The sequence below is a fragment of the Bradyrhizobium sp. B117 genome (assembly GCF_038969555.1).
Classification (GTDB): Bacteria; Pseudomonadota; Alphaproteobacteria; order Rhizobiales; family Xanthobacteraceae; genus Bradyrhizobium.
Map to the genome: position 1 here is coordinate 1,568,990 of NZ_CP152414.1, position 16,189 is coordinate 1,585,178.

General features: G+C 60.9%; 13 protein-coding genes. 6 read left to right on the forward strand and 7 right to left on the reverse strand.

Annotated elements, in window-relative coordinates; genetic code table 11:
- Window positions 1-85: 85 nt before the first annotated feature.
- Window positions 86-907, forward strand: a complete 822-nt coding sequence (locus AAFG16_RS07610; RefSeq protein ID WP_342738421.1) for a response regulator transcription factor — start codon at window positions 86-88, stop codon at window positions 905-907.
- Here AAFG16_RS07610 and AAFG16_RS07615 read toward each other — a convergent pair.
- The 4 genes from AAFG16_RS07615 to AAFG16_RS07630 all read right to left on the reverse strand — a co-directional run bounded on the left by AAFG16_RS07615 (window position 904) and on the right by AAFG16_RS07630 (window position 6,399).
- Window positions 904-2,256, reverse strand: a complete 1,353-nt coding sequence (locus tag AAFG16_RS07615; RefSeq protein WP_342738423.1) for an HlyD family type I secretion periplasmic adaptor subunit — start codon at window positions 2,254-2,256, stop codon at window positions 904-906. The genes AAFG16_RS07610 and AAFG16_RS07615 overlap by 4 nt on opposite strands.
- A gap of 116 nt (window positions 2,257-2,372) precedes the next feature.
- The gene (locus tag AAFG16_RS07620; RefSeq protein ID WP_342740866.1) at window positions 2,373-4,109 is read right to left on the reverse strand and encodes an ATP-binding cassette domain-containing protein; all 1,737 of its coding nucleotides are present in this window, start codon (window positions 4,107-4,109) and stop codon (window positions 2,373-2,375) included.
- 150 nt (window positions 4,110-4,259) lie between these two features.
- Window positions 4,260-4,718: a hypothetical protein gene (locus AAFG16_RS07625; protein WP_283084256.1), complete on the reverse strand. Its 459-nt coding sequence runs from the start codon at window positions 4,716-4,718 to the stop codon at window positions 4,260-4,262.
- 259 nt (window positions 4,719-4,977) lie between these two features.
- Complete coding sequence (locus AAFG16_RS07630) at window positions 4,978-6,399, reverse strand: hypothetical protein (protein ID WP_342738425.1); 1,422 nt, start codon at window positions 6,397-6,399, stop codon at window positions 4,978-4,980.
- 373 nt (window positions 6,400-6,772) lie between these two features.
- On the opposite strand from AAFG16_RS07630, the gene AAFG16_RS07635 reads away from it, so the two are divergent.
- Window positions 6,773-7,696, forward strand: a complete 924-nt coding sequence (locus AAFG16_RS07635; RefSeq protein ID WP_342738427.1) for a hypothetical protein — start codon at window positions 6,773-6,775, stop codon at window positions 7,694-7,696.
- A gap of 960 nt (window positions 7,697-8,656) precedes the next feature.
- Here AAFG16_RS07635 and AAFG16_RS07640 read toward each other — a convergent pair.
- The gene (locus tag AAFG16_RS07640) at window positions 8,657-8,977 is read right to left on the reverse strand and encodes a transposase family protein (RefSeq protein WP_342738429.1); all 321 of its coding nucleotides are present in this window, start codon (window positions 8,975-8,977) and stop codon (window positions 8,657-8,659) included.
- Between the two features lie 231 nt (window positions 8,978-9,208).
- On the opposite strand from AAFG16_RS07640, the gene AAFG16_RS07645 reads away from it, so the two are divergent.
- From AAFG16_RS07645 to AAFG16_RS07660, 4 genes are all read left to right on the forward strand, one after another.
- On the forward strand, window positions 9,209-9,559 hold the full coding sequence (locus AAFG16_RS07645; protein WP_342738431.1) for a hypothetical protein: 351 nt from the start codon (window positions 9,209-9,211) through the stop codon (window positions 9,557-9,559).
- Window positions 9,560-9,617: 58 nt separating this feature from the next.
- Entirely contained in the window at window positions 9,618-10,118 is a 501-nt protein-coding gene (locus tag AAFG16_RS07650) for a hypothetical protein (protein WP_342738433.1), read from the forward strand.
- A gap of 179 nt (window positions 10,119-10,297) precedes the next feature.
- Window positions 10,298-11,794, forward strand: coding sequence for a hypothetical protein (locus AAFG16_RS07655; RefSeq protein WP_342738435.1), 1,497 nt, complete (start codon window positions 10,298-10,300; stop codon window positions 11,792-11,794).
- 32 nt (window positions 11,795-11,826) lie between these two features.
- Window positions 11,827-13,023, forward strand: coding sequence for a hypothetical protein (locus tag AAFG16_RS07660; protein WP_342738437.1), 1,197 nt, complete (start codon window positions 11,827-11,829; stop codon window positions 13,021-13,023).
- A 1-nt stretch (window position 13,024) separates the two neighbouring features.
- On the opposite strand, the gene AAFG16_RS07665 is transcribed toward AAFG16_RS07660, so the two are convergent.
- Window positions 13,025-15,289: a S8/S53 family peptidase gene (locus AAFG16_RS07665; protein ID WP_342738439.1), complete on the reverse strand. Its 2,265-nt coding sequence runs from the start codon at window positions 15,287-15,289 to the stop codon at window positions 13,025-13,027.
- Window positions 15,270-16,055 (reverse strand): S1 family peptidase, encoded by a 786-nt coding sequence (locus AAFG16_RS07670; protein ID WP_342738441.1) that lies wholly within the window; start codon window positions 16,053-16,055, stop codon window positions 15,270-15,272. Before AAFG16_RS07670 ends, AAFG16_RS07665 begins: the two co-directional genes overlap by 20 nt.
- Window positions 16,056-16,189: the final 134 nt, after the last annotated feature.

The following is a 16,189-nucleotide window of genomic DNA, read 5'->3' on the forward strand; positions in this document are numbered from 1 at the left end:
GCAGTGGATGCGGAACTAACGGCGGCACTGCGCCGCTCTCGTGATGATGCATTCAGGATGAGTGCAGCAGCAGGGGAGACGCAATATGGAATGGGAATATCGCGGAAGTTCTTTTCAGCTCGAGGACATCATGCACGACATAACCAGCACTTCAAAACGGCTCAATGAATCGCTTCACTTGCCGGTTCTGGTGATCATCGAGCCGCTCCTGTTGCCTCGTACATGTATTCTGCAGATCCTCAGGAGGGAGTTGGACGAAGTTGAGATCCTTGACATGGCAACGGCCCAGGGCCTGGACTGCACGTCAGCCCGCGATGTTCGTCTGGTGATGCTGAGTATCGCGGACAAGCCCATCGGCGATCCCTCGGTCGAGGACGATCTCGCCTTCGTTGCGGAGTGTTGTCCCAACGCCGCCACCGTGGTCCTGTCAAACCATGACGACGAGCCGACCGTGCAGGCCGCGATGCAGCGGGGCGTGCGCGGCTTTCTTTCCTCCTCGCTACCGATCGAGATCGCGATAGCCGGCCTGCGCCTTGTTCTTGTCGGCGGCGCCTACAGGCCGTTGCCGGTGGCCGGGATCAACAGGATACCGGATTTCGAGCCACCGGATTCGCGCGGGCCCGCATATCTGGTGAACGAGGGAGCCAGAGTGGCTATCGACAGGAGCGTGACCGATCTCACGCCTCGTGAGCAACAGGTTCTGGCGGAACTGGAGCTCGGCCTGCCCAACAAGCTGATCGCCGCCAAATTGGGCCTCTCGGAAAGCACGGTCAAAATGCACATTCAGCATATCATGAGGAAATGTGCCGCGCACAATCGCACGGAAGCCGTCCTCCGCTGGCGCGGCCGGTTGCCCGCGCAGAGTCGCGATCACGACCCTGGCGCTGCTCCCATGCAGGAGACCTAGTCTTCTCTGAATGCACCACGGAAGCTGTCGAGCAGGGGCCTGAGCGCGTAGAGAGCCATGGTGCCGCGCCCCGTCGTGATGAACACTTGAACCGGCATGCCGGGGACGATCTGGATGTCGTTCGCGACGATCTGCCCGTCGTCGATCCGGATCTTGGTCGCGTAGTATGGCTGGTCGGTACGCTTGTCGAGGAGCCGGTCTGCGGATACGTGCACGACGGTTCCCTTCAAGCGAGGTACGCGACGCTGATTGTACGGTACGAGGTGAACCTCGGCGTTGAGGCCGGGATGAACCACATCGATGTCCTCGGGCCTCAGGCGCGCGGTTACGATGAGACGGTCTTGCCGGGGCACCAGGTCCATGAGCGGAGCACCTGCCCCGATGACGCCGCCGGCTGTATGAACCCGCAGATCGGTTATCACGCCGTCCTCGGGCGCCTTGACCTCCGTTCGCGATAGCTGATCCCTGGCCGCAAGCAACCGCTCGCGGAGCTGGAATATCTGGTTCTGTGCTTCACGAAGCGACTGTGCGATCTCGTTCTGCCTCTCGCTCTCGAGCTTGAACAACGTGGCCTGCTGTTCGCTGATGACCTGCCCGGCGCGGGCAATCTGCGCGGCGGTCTCGCCGCGGCGGCCCTCGACCTCGGCCAGCTCCCGCTGCAGGTTCAGAAGCCGCGGCCGCCGTTCGAGCCCCTTGTTGACGAGGGTCGCGACCATATCCAGTTCCTCCCGAACGATGTCGACCCGCTGCCCGGTGGCGGTTTCCTGCGCCTTGAGACCTTCGATCTCCTTCTCGACCTGATGCCTTCGTTCGCGAATGACCGCAAGCTGCGACTCGTGAACCTGCAGGCGCGCCTGGAAAATGAATTGCTGCGCCGACACTGCAGCGGCGGCCACTCCGCTCTGCCTGCTGTCCTGTTCCAGCGCGTCCGGAATTGCGATGCTCTCGAACCTCTGCTGCTCGGCTTGAAGCCGAGCGGCTCGAGCAGCCGCATCCCAAAATTGGCCTTGAAGACTTTGCACCTCCGAGCTCGCCCTTGTGTCCTCCAGCGCGATCAGCGTCTGGCCGCTTCGCACGATATCGCCATCCGACACCAGGATCTTGCTGACGATACCGCCTTCCAGGTGCTGGATCGTCTTGCGGCTCGATTCCGATTCCACGACGCCGGACGCGATCGCGGCGCTCTCGAGCGGCGCGAGGCTCGCCCATGTCCCGAGCCCCAGCATGAAGCAGAGCACCAGCAGATTGCCCGCAACGGTAATACCGCGAAGCCTTCCGCGCGGAGAGGTCGGCGTGGGCGTCGAGCACCATGGAAATTCCAGAGGCTCGTAATCGTCGATCGCGGTCACCACGACGCCAGATCGCCGCACGGGCGGGGGGCTTGTCGGCGCTCGCATGAGCTGGTCCCAGATCATGGGAAGCCTCGAGACGGCGGGATGCTTCCATATGGTGAGAGAATTCCAGATCATGGCGCAATCTGCGAAGTAACCTGCGGGCGGCTCAGGTGCCGTTCAAAGATGTCCTCGCTGTCGCCGAACGCGGCGACCGCACCGTCCTCCATGATGGCAATCTTGTCCGTGGCGGCGAGGAGACCCATCCGGTGAGTGACGACGACGAGGATGACGCCTGCGAGCTTCATGCGCTCGATCGCATCCAGGAGCATTCGCTCTCCCCCGTAATCGAGGCTGGCGTTGGGTTCGTCGAGAACGACGAGGCGTGGACTGCCGAAAAAGGCGCGGGCGAGACCGAGGCGCTGGCGATATCCGCGCGAGAAAGTTGCTTCACTCTGAACCACCGTGTCGTAACCCAGCGGCAGGCGCATGATCGCGTTATGGATACCGACGAGCTTGGCCGCTTCGATGACCTCTCGTCGATCGGCATCTTCAAGGCGTGCGATGATGTCGTTGATCGTGTCGCCGAGGAGGCTGATGTCCTGGGGGAGATATCCGAGGCGGTCGCCGTTTCGGCCCTCGCGAAGCAGCAAGACGTCGGTATTGTCGAGGAGGACACGGCCGCGCGTTGGCATCGACAGCCCGGCGATCACCTGGCCGAGCAAGGACTTGCCCGACCCGGACGGACCGATAATGCCAAGGCATTCTCCGGGCATGAGGCTGAACGAGACGCCGTTCAGGAGAAGATGGTTGGTCCCCGCAAGCCGCACGTCGACATTGTCGACGACGAGGCCGCTTCGCGCCTGCGGCGGAGCAACCTCCGCGCTCTGCTGCCGGGCGACGGGAAATGCGGCAAGCAGAGCGCCGAGCCGCTGACAGGCGCTCGCGGCCGTCACGAGTGATTTCCAGCCTGCGACCGCGCTTTCGACCGGCGCGAGCGCCCGGCTGAACATCAGCGTGGCAGCAAAGATGATGGCCGGACTCTTCCCGTGATCGAGGACGAGCCATGCGGCGGCGCCCATGATCAGGACCTGTGACAGCGCGCGAACCGGCTTGGCGGCCAGTGAGACGATCTCGCCTCGCCGGAGTGCCACATCGTGCTCTCTGCGCGCGTGCTGCGCGTCACGGTGGATCATGCGCGCAGCGTTGTCGAACATTCCCATGGCGCGGATCATGTGGATGTTGCTCGCTGCAGTCTGGAGGCGGCCGCAGCTTCTGGACAGCGCGGCGCCGGATCTGAGCAGAACGTCTTCCGTGACCAGCTCTCCGGCAACCGTGAGCGCGAACAGGAAGGCGACGCAGCAGGCGCCGACCACGCCAAGCAGGGGATGGATCAGGAAGAGGACAAGGAGGAACAACGGCGCCCAGAGCGCGTCGAACAGCATCGGACATGCGCCGGACTCGACGAACTGGCGCAGCACGGTGAGATCCCGATATGCGCCCGACGCCTGCGTCCAATCGCTGCGAAGCGCCGATTCGAGGCCGGCCGAGAGCACGCAAGGACGAAGGCGATCGTCGAGCCAGGCGCCAAGGCGCCCAAGGACGGCGCGCCGCAATGCATCGAACACGCCGCCGACGACCACCGTGACCGCGACAATGAGCGTGAGCAGGAGCAACGTGTCGCCGCTCCGGCTCGACAACACCCGGTCGTAGATCTGAAGAAGATAGATGGAGGGCGCAAACAGTAGCAGGTTGTAGCTGCAGCTATACGCGAATACGAGACCGAGCGGTCCCGCGCAGGCCCGGAGGGCCGCGTGCAGCGGGGTCCCGATCTGCGGCAGGATGGGCAACCGAAGGGGCGGCATCAGCATGATCGTCACCGCCTGAAATCGAGGTCCGGCGCACTTGGCCGGCGTACTTGGCCGATGGCCAAAATCATCCGCCGACGGGTTCGGCGGGGTATGGGCTCGAACTTCAGGACCGGTGGCGGCGGCCACCGGTCCTGCCGGACGAACCGGTGGTCAGAACGTGTCGAGATGGAAGCTGACTTCGCCGCCCAGCGCGGCGTTGCCGTCTCCGCCATGGCCGCCGATGCCGGCCACGACCTCCTGGTGCTGGTCCACCGCGACCTTGTTGATCTGGGTCGCATCCGTATTGGCGTAGACCTTGGAGGTATCGTGGCCGCTGTAGGACTTCTGGCTTCCGTTCGACTCGGCGTCGCCGCCATGGGCCTTCGAGAACCACGAGGCCTTCGCGTTGGCGCCGCCGGCATCCCAATCTGCCGTCTGTTTGACGTGATCGCCGGTGTTCACGTGAACGTCGGCACCGACTGCCTTGTTGGTTGGGTCGAAGTTGAGCGTCGGCTTGCTGATGATGGCTCCCTTGAAGGTGCCGTCGCCGCCATTTCCGACGCTCTGACCACCGGTGCTGATCGATTTGAACTCGATCGAGTCCGAGATGTTGATCGCTTTGGGCATCATGTGTGCCTCCCTCTGTTGGCTTTCGTGCATCATCCATCCCGATCAGGCGGACGCGCGCGGGAAGTCTGATCCGCCCACGCGCGATGGCGATAGATGTCAAATCGGACACCATCCGGCTTGGTCGACCTACGTACGAAAGTATGACGTTCGTCGCGCAACGCCGGAGCGCGAGACATCCGGGGGGCCGCAGGGCGAGCTTGCATGCGCAGAGCATCGACGCAGCTCGCGATCGAACTTGTGCGAGCGGCACGATGTCCCGCTATGCCATCAGGTGAAGATCCGACAGAAGATGGGCGGAGAGATCGCCACCCAGCGCGAGATTGCCGTGGCCGCCGTCCCCGCCAACACCGGCGATCTGGATCGCACTCTGGTCGATGTGCACGTTGTTGACCTGATCGGCTACGGCCGTCGAATGGGGACCTGCGATCGCGATATTGATGGGTGCATAGATCGCAACGCTGACATCGATCAGGCTGCCGGCAAAATATCCGTTGCCGCCATTGCCTGCGCCGTTCGAGCCGGTCGCGATCGTGTCGGAGCCGCCCCACAGGCCATGGGAAAGAAGGTTTGCATGGCCGCCCGCCGCGGCGTTGGCGTTGCCGCCGTGCCCGCCAATGCCGGCGATCTGCATGATGGATTGATCCACGTAGGCGTCGTTGGTCTGGACCGAATGAACGCTGGAGCCATAGCCTGCGACCGCGATGTTGATCGGGTCGTACACCACGACGGAGGAATGGACGAGACTCCCATGGAACGCGCCGTCGCCGCCATTGCCGGCCTGGCTTCCGCCCGTTTGAACGTCCCCGACGCCCCCTCCGTTGCTTGATCCCCAGCTGGGGTCGAGCGTCATGACGCTGCCGCCGGCGGCCACGTTGCCATTTCCGCCACTGCCGCCGACGCCCGCGATCTGGGTGGCCGACTGATCGATGTCCACCGTGTTCGATTGACTTGCATGCGCAGTGCCGCTCGAGGCCGCCACCGCGATGTTGATCGGATGATAGATCACCACGGGAGCGTCCACGATCGCACCCGAGAAATGGCCGCTGCCGCCGTTTCCGGCGCCGTTGTCGCCGCTCGCGATCACGCCGGCGCCTAAGGACGTACTGACGCTGCCTCCCGATGCAATGTTGCCATTGCCGCCATGGCCGCCGACGCCGGCCATCTGAAAGGCGGATTGATCGACATTCAAATTGTTGGACTGGTTGGCCAGGGCGATCGCGCCGTATCCCAGGCTCACCGAGATGTTGATCGGTTCATAGACCAACAGGGACGCGTGAATGAGACTTCCGTAGAAGTAGCCGTCTCCGCCGTTCCCGGCCGTGTTGGCTCCGCTCTCGACCGCAGCAATGCCCATCCCGGGATGCGATGCGCCGGAAGCGGGTGTGGTGGACGAAACATCCAGGCCCGCCGCAGCGTGATTGCCGGCGTGGCTGCCTATGTCGATCCCCGATGTGGGATGTTTGGATTGAATCGGGTCGGAGTCACGATACTGGGTATTCGCGCTCGCGGCGTGCGCTTCAGCAGACGGGCCGGGACGATGGACCAGGGCGCCGCCGCCGACCGCGTCGGTCAGGAACGGAGCGCTCGGTGCCGGACCCGCTTCGTCGTCGCCATCGTACCCATCGTGCCGATGAGAGGCGTGATGCAGCCGGATCCCATCCGACATCCGCGAAAAATCCATCCTAGCCTCCCTCATCGCAATCGCTCCACGCAATCGGACGGGTTCTGCACGGACAGAATGTCATCCCGGGAAGGTCGAAAGCCCAGTCGTCAGTTCGGATATAGCGCTTCGTCTGGCAGCCGTAACATCGGCTACATCCGTTCGGGTAAGGTGACAGCCTTCGCAACTTTGCGCGCGCCAATGCTTGAAAGTGCGACCTTGAGGGGATGGCGAAAATGCACAATCGAGCTGACGGCCAAGTCGCCTGGATCGTCGCCTGCATCTCGCCTGCGGCCAAAATGAATCCACCGCGTTGCCTGATTTAAGTCGCATTGCGACCCAGGTCACGGCCAAAACTCCCGTCCGGGCAGGGGGCGCAACACCGGGGTTTTTCATGTCCGGTCATTTGCGAGTTTATTACGCCGCTTTTGCGTTTCTTGCGGGTCTGTCGACATCATCCGCGTTTTCGGCTCCCCTTTCCGAACTCTTCAATGCCGGTCCCGCCACAGCCCCTGCGCCCGCTTCCGCGGAAGCGGAGTGCTTGACGCGGCCCGGCAAGCCGAGCGCCGATGGCCAGCACTGGGTCTATCGGGTGGAAGGCCAGCGCAGATGCTGGTTCCAGATCGCCAAAGGAACGGAAACAGCGAAGAAGCTGGTTCAGCAACGCGCCACCAAACAGCGTGTCGCCACGGCCGAAGAGAACCAGACCGCGGCGCGCAAGCGGAAATCGGGCGTGGATGCGCGCGCGGAGCTGCCGCGCTCCGCGCCTGCGGATACGTCCCGGCCGAGCCCTTCCGTGCCCGTGCAGGTGGTCGATGCCAGTCCCGTCCTCGCCGGGATCGCAAGCCGCGCGTCGCCGGTCCCCCTTGCCAAACGCGACCGGCTCACGGCCGACGAGATCGCGCTGCGCCAGGTCGACGTTGAGGCACTCCTGGCGGCGACGCCGGCCGCCAGCGAGGTTGTTGCCGCTGCGACGATGCCGCTCGCACTTTCCACCGCCGAGGCGGACGATGACGGATGGGTCTGGACCTGGCTTGGCATGCTGCTGATGGCTTTGGGTCTTGTCTCCGTCCTGAGCGCTGCTCGAACCATTCGGTGGGATGTGCTGCTTCCCCAGCTGAGGTCATCTTTCGCTGGCCAGAGGCTGCTGCAGGTCAAACGCGACCTCGCGCAAAGGCGCGGCAAAGCCGTCATCGAGGCCTGGTTCTACGTCCGCTCGAAGAGCGTCAGCAGGTCGTCGCCATCCAGCTTACATATTCCAGAGATAATGCACTTAATTCATGAGCCTTCGAACCCGCGAAGCAGCCGGGTTCATTGACTGCACTGTCACCGTAATCCCGACGCAGACATGCGTGTCACGCAACGGTGAGCGTACCGATTTGCCGTTCGCGCAGCTGTGATTTTCCACTGCGTGTCTTTTCTCAAGCGCGTACCTACCTAATCCCTGTCCAAAAAAAGTTCGAAGGAAACGCTTTCGACAGAGCAGCCGATTCTGGCCAGCGCGAATGCTCCGCACGAAACGACAACCGTTCGGAGCACGACTATGATTGGATTCAGGACTTCCATTATTGCAGCAATTATGTCGATTGGCGCGATAAGCTCTGCAAGCGCCCAGTGCCCGACCTGGGCTACGCAAAATCCAGCTTCGTTTCAGGCGCAATATCCCGATAGGGATGTGTTGAACGACTGCGAGTTAACGCCAGCAGGCAGAATGGGCCTCGAACTCCCCGGCGGCGCGGCTCCCTGGTTTGGGCCCAACAGAGCTTATGGGGCAATGCCTGGCGTTGCTCAGCACCACAGCTTTCAGCACCGATCGCGGTGAGTATCTGAAGATAAACCCGAATGGTCGGATTCCGGCCCGTGGATCGCGATATCGAGAAGTTCGAGGCCGCCGCAATCATTCTTCACTTCGTTGATCGGCATCCGAGGCCGGCGTGGCGGCGCGAGCACCATTGGAACGCACTCGGTATCGAGCAAGAACGTAGGATTGGTTGTCTCGTTGGTTGACGAAAGGGCGAAGCGGGAAGGCGGGCCAAATGTCGGGACCAAATAGAAACGAGTCGGCTAAGTCATTGATTCTGTATACGGCACCAAAAATTCATGAGTCGATAAACCAAAGAATCTTGAGTCGATTTGACGCGATTCCAAAGAGTCGCGAGTCGATCTACAAAATATGCTGGATGTTGGGTGCCTACCGTCGGCGGACCCACTAGATATCGCCCCCTCGAGGGGCCGTGTCGATGAAGTGGGGAGTAGTCGAAACGACTCTCAACCCAGGTCAGTCGCCGTGCTCTCTACTGAGCGAGGTCCAGACTATCGCGACGGAGTGCTGCGTGCCCCATTCCTCGATCGCCGCTGAGGAGAATTTGAAGCCATGATCGATCCAGGCTTCATCTGGGCATCCCGAATCCGCGCAGGCTTTCTCCAACATCGCCTGGATATCCCCGGGTGCTTCGAACGCCGCGGATGCTACAGCGAGCCGCGAATAGCGGTCGACCGCAATCGCCAAGAATGGTTCGCCATGCACGTCGAGGGTTGTGATCTCGATTTGCCAAATCCGGCCTCGGCGTTCACCATTGACGGGCTTACTGAGGGTCATCTTGATTGGCGTAGCACATGGCGGACAGATGCAGGCCCCTAAAGTCGTTGATTTCTTGCGCGCCTCGCTGCCCGGTTGAATTGACGGTTAATGAGCGGTCGATCCCGCTTTCACCTCCGCTTCACCGCCCAGAGTTGATTGGACACCGGTCGGCACACCGCTGCGCAGCGTCGCGAAGAATAACCTTCGGCGGCTACACCGCGCTCCGGCCCGCGACCAACGCAGGAAGCCGTGACAGCCGGCCGACGCGCTGAATTTTCCGCCTTCGTCCTCGACTTTTTGGACTTCATTGAGGAGAAAATCCGGGAGGCGCTGCAGGACGAGTCCTCGCGGCCGGCTGCCATCGGCGAGGCGGCCGGGACGGTGCCCGTGCTGCGCGACCGGCTCCGCGAGAACGACGTCGTTACCACGCAGTTCGTTCTTGTGCTCGGCAACGTCATCGAGCAGCGATGGGCGGCGGAGTGGTGGGACGGCTTCGCGAAGATGGACCGGGCGGAATTCGAAGTCGCCGCCCCGGACCTGGTCGGGCCGCGCGGCCGGTTGGCGGTCCTTCGCAAGGTCGCGGCGGCGGACGGCTCCTAGGCGGCTTCTCACCCGGGCCACGACTCGGATAGCCTCGCTGCGCCCAGGATGCGGCGAGATGGTCACCGAACCGAAGAAGGCGCCGAGGAAAGCGAAGCGGCGGCGCAAGCCGCCCGAGGAGATACTCGACTACGTCGTCGAGATCGATAGCTGGGATTTCAGCTACTGGCTGGCGCTGAACACGGTTCGAAACGCGTTCGATCCCTATCACGATCACCGGGACGTGGAGCTGAAGGGCCGGCTGCTGCGGCCGACCGGCCTGCAGACCGATCGGGCCACGGCATCGCTTTTTCCGTCGACGAACCTGATGGAGGATCGGCGGAAGGACTTCAAGCCGATCGCAGTGGGCTCGATCGAATCTTATCCGGACAGGCTCGAAGCGCGCCTCTCGATCCCGTCCGACATGCTGCCGTCGGTCCTGCAGGTGTTGGCCGCCGGGCGCCTGAAGTGTCTGGTGATGAGAGGTTCGAAATTCCGCTACCGCAGCGCTAGGCTTGTCAGTTTCAGTCTCCAGACCAGGCTGGCCGAGGACGACCTCATGGAGGAAACGGCGAGTTAGGTCCGGCTTCCAGCCGCGCGGGCTCGTGGTCCCGCAACCGTCCGCGATCGCTGACATGGGCGAACGCAGGTTTTAGCAGATGTAACGTACAACCTGGCTTCTCAGGACACATTTTCTGTACTATGCTGGAGGTAGAATAAGGCCCTACATTGCATCCAAGGATTTAATCGGATTGATCGATGTTCATTCTTCGATTTTTTCGCTTGGCGTTTGTTTGCGTGTTCGTATTTGGAATTGGGTCGGCTTCCAAAGCCGACGGCCCGCAGCGTCCCCTCTTGTTCATTCCCGGAATTTTGGGCTCCGAACTCAGCGACGGTTCGGGAAACGTGATTTGGGGAAATAGGAATTCGTTGTCGAACTATTCAGGCCTTGACGTGCTCCCCAACAGCAACGGCAAGGGCCTGAAGGCATCTGGCCTCGTTTCCAGCATCAACGTGCTGGGGCCTTTTTGGACGATCCATCAATATGACGATCTTTTGGAGCTCCTGAAAGATCTTGGTTTCGAAGACGGCAAGACCCTCTTTCGTTTCCCGTACGATTGGCGCCTGAGCAACTTCGAGACGGCAAAGCGGCTCGATGAGTTCGTGAGCGGAACCCCGGCCTTGCGAGACGGAAATTTCGATATCATTGCTCACAGCATGGGCGGATTGGTCACAAGGATTTGGGTGGCCGAACACGGCGGCACCGGCAAGGTGCACAAGGTGATCTATTTGGGCACGCCGTTTCTTGGAAGCATGAACTCTCTCGACACGATCTCGAATGGATGGGGCTCTTTCGCCAATGTGGTGGCTGGTGGCTTGCCGACGATCCGACGCGTGACGCTTTCCTTCCCCTCCATCTACGAATTGTTTCCCGCCTACCCTGACTGCTGCAGAGAAGGAACGAAGGAGAAGTTCTCCCCCTTCGATATTCTCGATGCGAACAACTGGAAGAGCGGATGGCTTCCTGACGAATACCGCCCAGGCGGAGCGCGCCGGCAGGTACTACTCGACGGCCTCGCGAGCGCTCGTAGACTGAGTTCGATCATAGCGAGACCTCCGGCGGTCCCCGAGATCAAGGTTACGGGCGACATCCTCGACACCAAGTTGTGGCTATACACTGCCGACCGAGCGTCTAGTCCTGACCATTGGACATTCACCAGCAGCCGAGGGGACGGAACAGTCCCGATCTGGAGCGCGGCCGCTTCATTCAAAAATCTGGAAGGCACGGACCCCTCCTTCGTAGAGCACTCGACCATCTTCGCCGACAAATATGTGAGAAGCAGGATAGCACGCGAGCTTGTGCCGGGCGTCGCCCCACCGGTCGCGGCGGCCACATTGGGCGAAGTGATGACTTCGGCCGGAGTCCGTCATCTTTCGAAAGTTCGCGCAAGAATCGAACCGCCCATTGTGGCTCCCGGCAAGGACACCGAAGTCCTGGTTGAGTTGACTTTTGAAGAAAGCACGGCCGTAGGCGCCGTCAGCCCAATCGTGGAAATCGTCCGCGATGCGGCCGTCGACCGGATCTCTGTTTTGGACGCAAGCTCTGCGGAAGATCTCGACAATCATCGTTTAAGCTTCCGTGGCGTGCTGACCGCACCGGCGAAAGAGGACACGTTCGAAGTGAGATTGACTATCGCCGACCAGGGCACAACGTCGCTCTATCTCATGGTTGCCGAAGATATGTCGAAAAAATGAGATGAAAGCAGCGGGGGCTGCAGGGGGCTCAAATGCGAAGAACCTTGTGGAATGCGGTTTCGCTGTTCAGTGCGACCGCATTGATGGGCTGCGCGACGGTACCGGAGCTCGAGCAGGATGGCGTCTCCATCTCGGATATCGTCCAGCGCGTGAAGTGCGAACTCGCCTTCGCCATGCCGGACCCGCAGCCGCCGTACCCGACGGGTCGCTATCAATGGATGCGTGACTGGACCGCCAAGGTGGACCTGACCTTGATAACGAACAATCAGGCCTCGCTCACCCCGAGCATAGCGGTACTTCATCAAATGCCTCCGGCCGTACTGACGGGAATAGGTACGTTCGGGCAGATGTTCGGAGTCTCCGGGGGCGGCGGCGTGGCAACGACGGCGATCCGCAACGAAAGCCTCAGTTTCACCGTCGCGTTCAAGGAGTTGAGAGCGGAAAGAAGCCATCTGGCCTGCGATCTACCTAATGCCCCTGATCTTTATGGCAGGCTTGGATTGCAGGAATGGATCGCGTCCGCCTTGGCGCCCGTCGCAAACTCTCAGCTGCGAATCGGACATCATCCGCCTCCCAATGGAAAGTCACTTCCCGCTCCTCCGGTCCCAGTCGCTGCAGCGGAAACTCCGAAGCAGATCCTCCAACAGAAGAAGGCGCTGGTGGAGTTCTGGGACGGCGTGGTGAAAGACCATGCTAAGGCCGTGGACGACCATGCGAAAGCTGTGAATTCAGGCGCCGACCTCAAGGACATACAGATCGCGTACGACGAAGCCTTCATCGTAAACCGTGCGACCGCGAAAACAGCCGCCGAGTTCGGCAAAGCCACGGTCGCCTACAAGAACGCCAAAGCCGCCGATCCCAAAGATACGGAGTTGGATGGCCTTCTTCAGGCCGCAAAGGACGCCAACGACGAAGCGGCAAAGGCCAAGCAGGACGTGGCGTCAGCGCTCGAGGGGCTGCCTCATGATCCGCCGATAGATTCGATCGGGCATCAGGTGCAGTTCGTCGTACTGAGCAATGCGAATATTGCTCCCAATTGGAGCTTGGTCAGTTTCAAGGGGCCATCGAATGCCGGTAACCTCGCCGCCGCTTCGAGAACGAACACTCATACTCTTATCATCGCCTTGGGGGCGCCGGCGGTGCCGGGTACCGTCAAGCCAAGCGAGGAACAGATTCGTCAGCTCAACAATCAGCACCTCGACGCACTTCGTGCTCCTCTCGGGCAATAGCTCAAGGCGCAGGAACGTAGTCGAGCACCGCGCTACCCGCAATGGAACTGGTTTCTCCGGTTTCGACATCGCGAAACTCGAAGACGACTTTGTCGAGCATGGATTTGTCGCAGAACTTCCTTTCGAGGCCGGACGGTTTTGTGTCATCGTCGTTCGAGAACACTAGGAGATCATTCGTACCGTTTCTGGCGACCTTTCTAATGGTATCGAAACCTAGCTTGTCTCCCGCGCGGCATTCGACCTCGCCGATGGAAGATCGGTTCATGAGCGCTCCATAGCGAATATTTCGCGATTTGGCGCCGCCGGGATCGGCAAGCTCTAATAGGTCGTTGTCGACGCTGAGTACCTTCGAGATATCTAAGATGCCGGAGGAGTAAACGTCGTCCCGAAGTTCCCAATCGTAGTCCGAACCCATTTGTATGCGGGCCTTGACGAGCCCTGGCCGCCCGGCAAGCTTGGGGCTGTTCATCAACAGTGCCGCGACGAACGAGACAAGCGGAGCCGAGAACGAGGTCCCGGTCTCGTTCCGCGCCACGATGCCGATCGCACGTCCATCGCTATCAAGGCGCAATTCGTACGACGGAACGGTGCAACCCGGCGCCAGAACGTCGACGGCCAGGCCTTTGTTGGAGAAAAGCGCGAGCTTGCCGGCCGCATCGTGCGCTCCCACAGAAACTACGGCGCCTGAGGTGGTATCGAGTGGCGCACTCTTGCCGCCGAACGCAGCCGGGTATACGGCATCCTTTCCCACCAACTTGTTTCCGTCGTTTCCCGCTGCGACGACGAAGACGCGCCCTTTCCCCTTGTTGCTTACGATGTCATCCCATCCCGGAATTTTGTCGGTGGATGAAAGGCTCAAATTGACGACGTTGAAGTCATTGCCTGCGGCGGCCGCGAACCTAAGCGCCTTTTCGATGTGCCCCGTGTTGATGATCGGATTCAGCGTATCGAGTGCGACGAGGCTTGCGAACCCGAGTCGCATCGGCAGGTGCACCACGCGCCGCAACTCTTCGACCGGCCGGCCTCCGAGCGCTAGAGCCGCTACCGAAAGTCCGTGCGAACGATGCTTGAAGACGATCGAAGTGGCACTGGACCTGAGACCGTTTACGCCGCTAAGATTGACCCCGGCCCACCCGCCATTCCCCTTTACGCCGTCTTCATTCTTGTCTCGTTGCGGATCGGGATCCATCATCTGGTTCAATCGATGGAAGTAAAATGGATCGAAGACCAGTCCCGTAGAATCGGTTTTGATCTGATCGCTGAAGTCGAATCCGGTATCAACGATCAGGATACGCCTTCCCTCCTGGTCCTGATTTATTCCGTTCAAGCTGGCTACTCGTAGAAAATCACGTACGCTGTAGGGCCAGGAATCACTTTTGAGTTCGGCCGCCTTCGAGCAGCTCTCGCCGAACTGCTGCACGTCCTCGATTTCGGTGACGAACTTCAGTTGCCCTTCGATGCTCTGAAGCTGCGGAAACGCCGCGCGAACCGTGTCTTCCGACACTCCGATTCGGAGTGCGATACGTCCGTCCTTGGGTTCGACGTCCGTGCCCGCCGTAGCGAGTTGGGTCAACGCCGGCACGGTCACTTCCTTTACCATGTTCGGCTTCGTAATCTGGGGGTTTGCCGCCGCGATCTGAATGGCGTTTCGGCAGGAAGCAATGTCTCCGGGTAGGGAAGCATTAGGGGTCGAAGAGCAGATCATTTTCCAGGCGGTCTCATAGCTCTTCGAATTATCGGTGAACGCCGATGCGTAGTTCAGCTGAACGTCTCTTCTGAGGCTGTGATCATTGACGACGCGCTCGAACACTCCGGTGTCGAACGGGACTGCGAGTTCCTTGGCGAGCTTTTCCACGCCTTTCGGCGCCGGCAAAGTGACGTCCTCTATGAACTTGCCGCACGCAGGAATTTCCAGGGCTCTTTGTTCGGGAAGTGCGTCGAGGTCCCCGCTGCTCAGCCCGGCGTTTCCCTCGAGCAGGATCTTCTCATATACGGGGTGAATCTTGAAGTTGCCGGGCGGTCGGCCGCACTTTTCCGCAACGAATTGAGCGATATCCGCTCCCTTCGGAAAGACGACGATCTGCGGCACGCCGAGTTCGGCCACCCCCTTGATCAAACCGACATCCGTGGCCGTCGGTCGAGGGACGACGGCTACCATACCGCTCGGTCTGTTGGCGATCTTCAGACCGCCGGCCTGCGACGTGGATCCCGAACACCACACGATGGCGACCGCCGCGATCGATAGGCTATCTACAATTCTCCGCATCTGGATCGACCCCGCAGATCTTAATGGCCCCCTCGGGCAGATTGAAGTCCGACCTGAACGATCCCGCCTTTCGCAGGAAGGTCTGCACTTGCGGCGTGCGGAGGTCCACGAGGTACGACTCGGTGCTGAGATTCCCACGCGACGCCAGAGCCAGCATTTCGGGCTTGGCCTTGTCCGGCGAATAGCTCGCTCCGCCGCTGTCCCCGTGGCAGACCGCAGCTCCCGCCGTCTTGATGAATTCTCTCATCGTGCGGCTCGGGTCACTGGAAGCGCCCGGCTGCGCAGGCCATTCGACCGAAGCCACGCCTTCCTGCAAGGCCTCGGTGATTTTTCCATCAGCTTCCGTGCAGCCGAACCCGAGCAGGAACATCTTGTCCTTCGCGGATACCAGAGGAGGACTGCTTCTCACCCGCTCGAATTTGGCGGCATCGGGAGAAAGAGGTTTCGCAGCGATACAGATTGCGACGTCAGCGGTGCAGCCCACCAGCTTTTGTGGCGCGATCTCGTTTGCGCATGCCCTCCCCCGATAGTCCGAATGAACATGGCACAAAAGATCGGTGGTTCGATTTCCCCAAAGTAGCTTGGCCGGCGATTTGTCGTCGACGCAGTGTCCCGCCGTCAAGACCACATAGGTTCCCACGATCGTGCTCGTACATCGACCTTGATTGCCGTCGAACATCAGGGTAGCGGGCCAATCCTCCTTCGTCGCGGGCTTGCCTCCAATGATCTGGACATTGGCTCCGTTCGTAGAGGGAATCGGCGCCATCATCCTCTCCTGGGATTGGGCGGCCGCCATGTCGACCGACAGAACGAAAAGAAGCATCCAAAAACGAGAAGGCGACATGCGCAATAATCCGACTGAAAGACCAATGACTACCACAGGTTGAAGGAGATTCACAA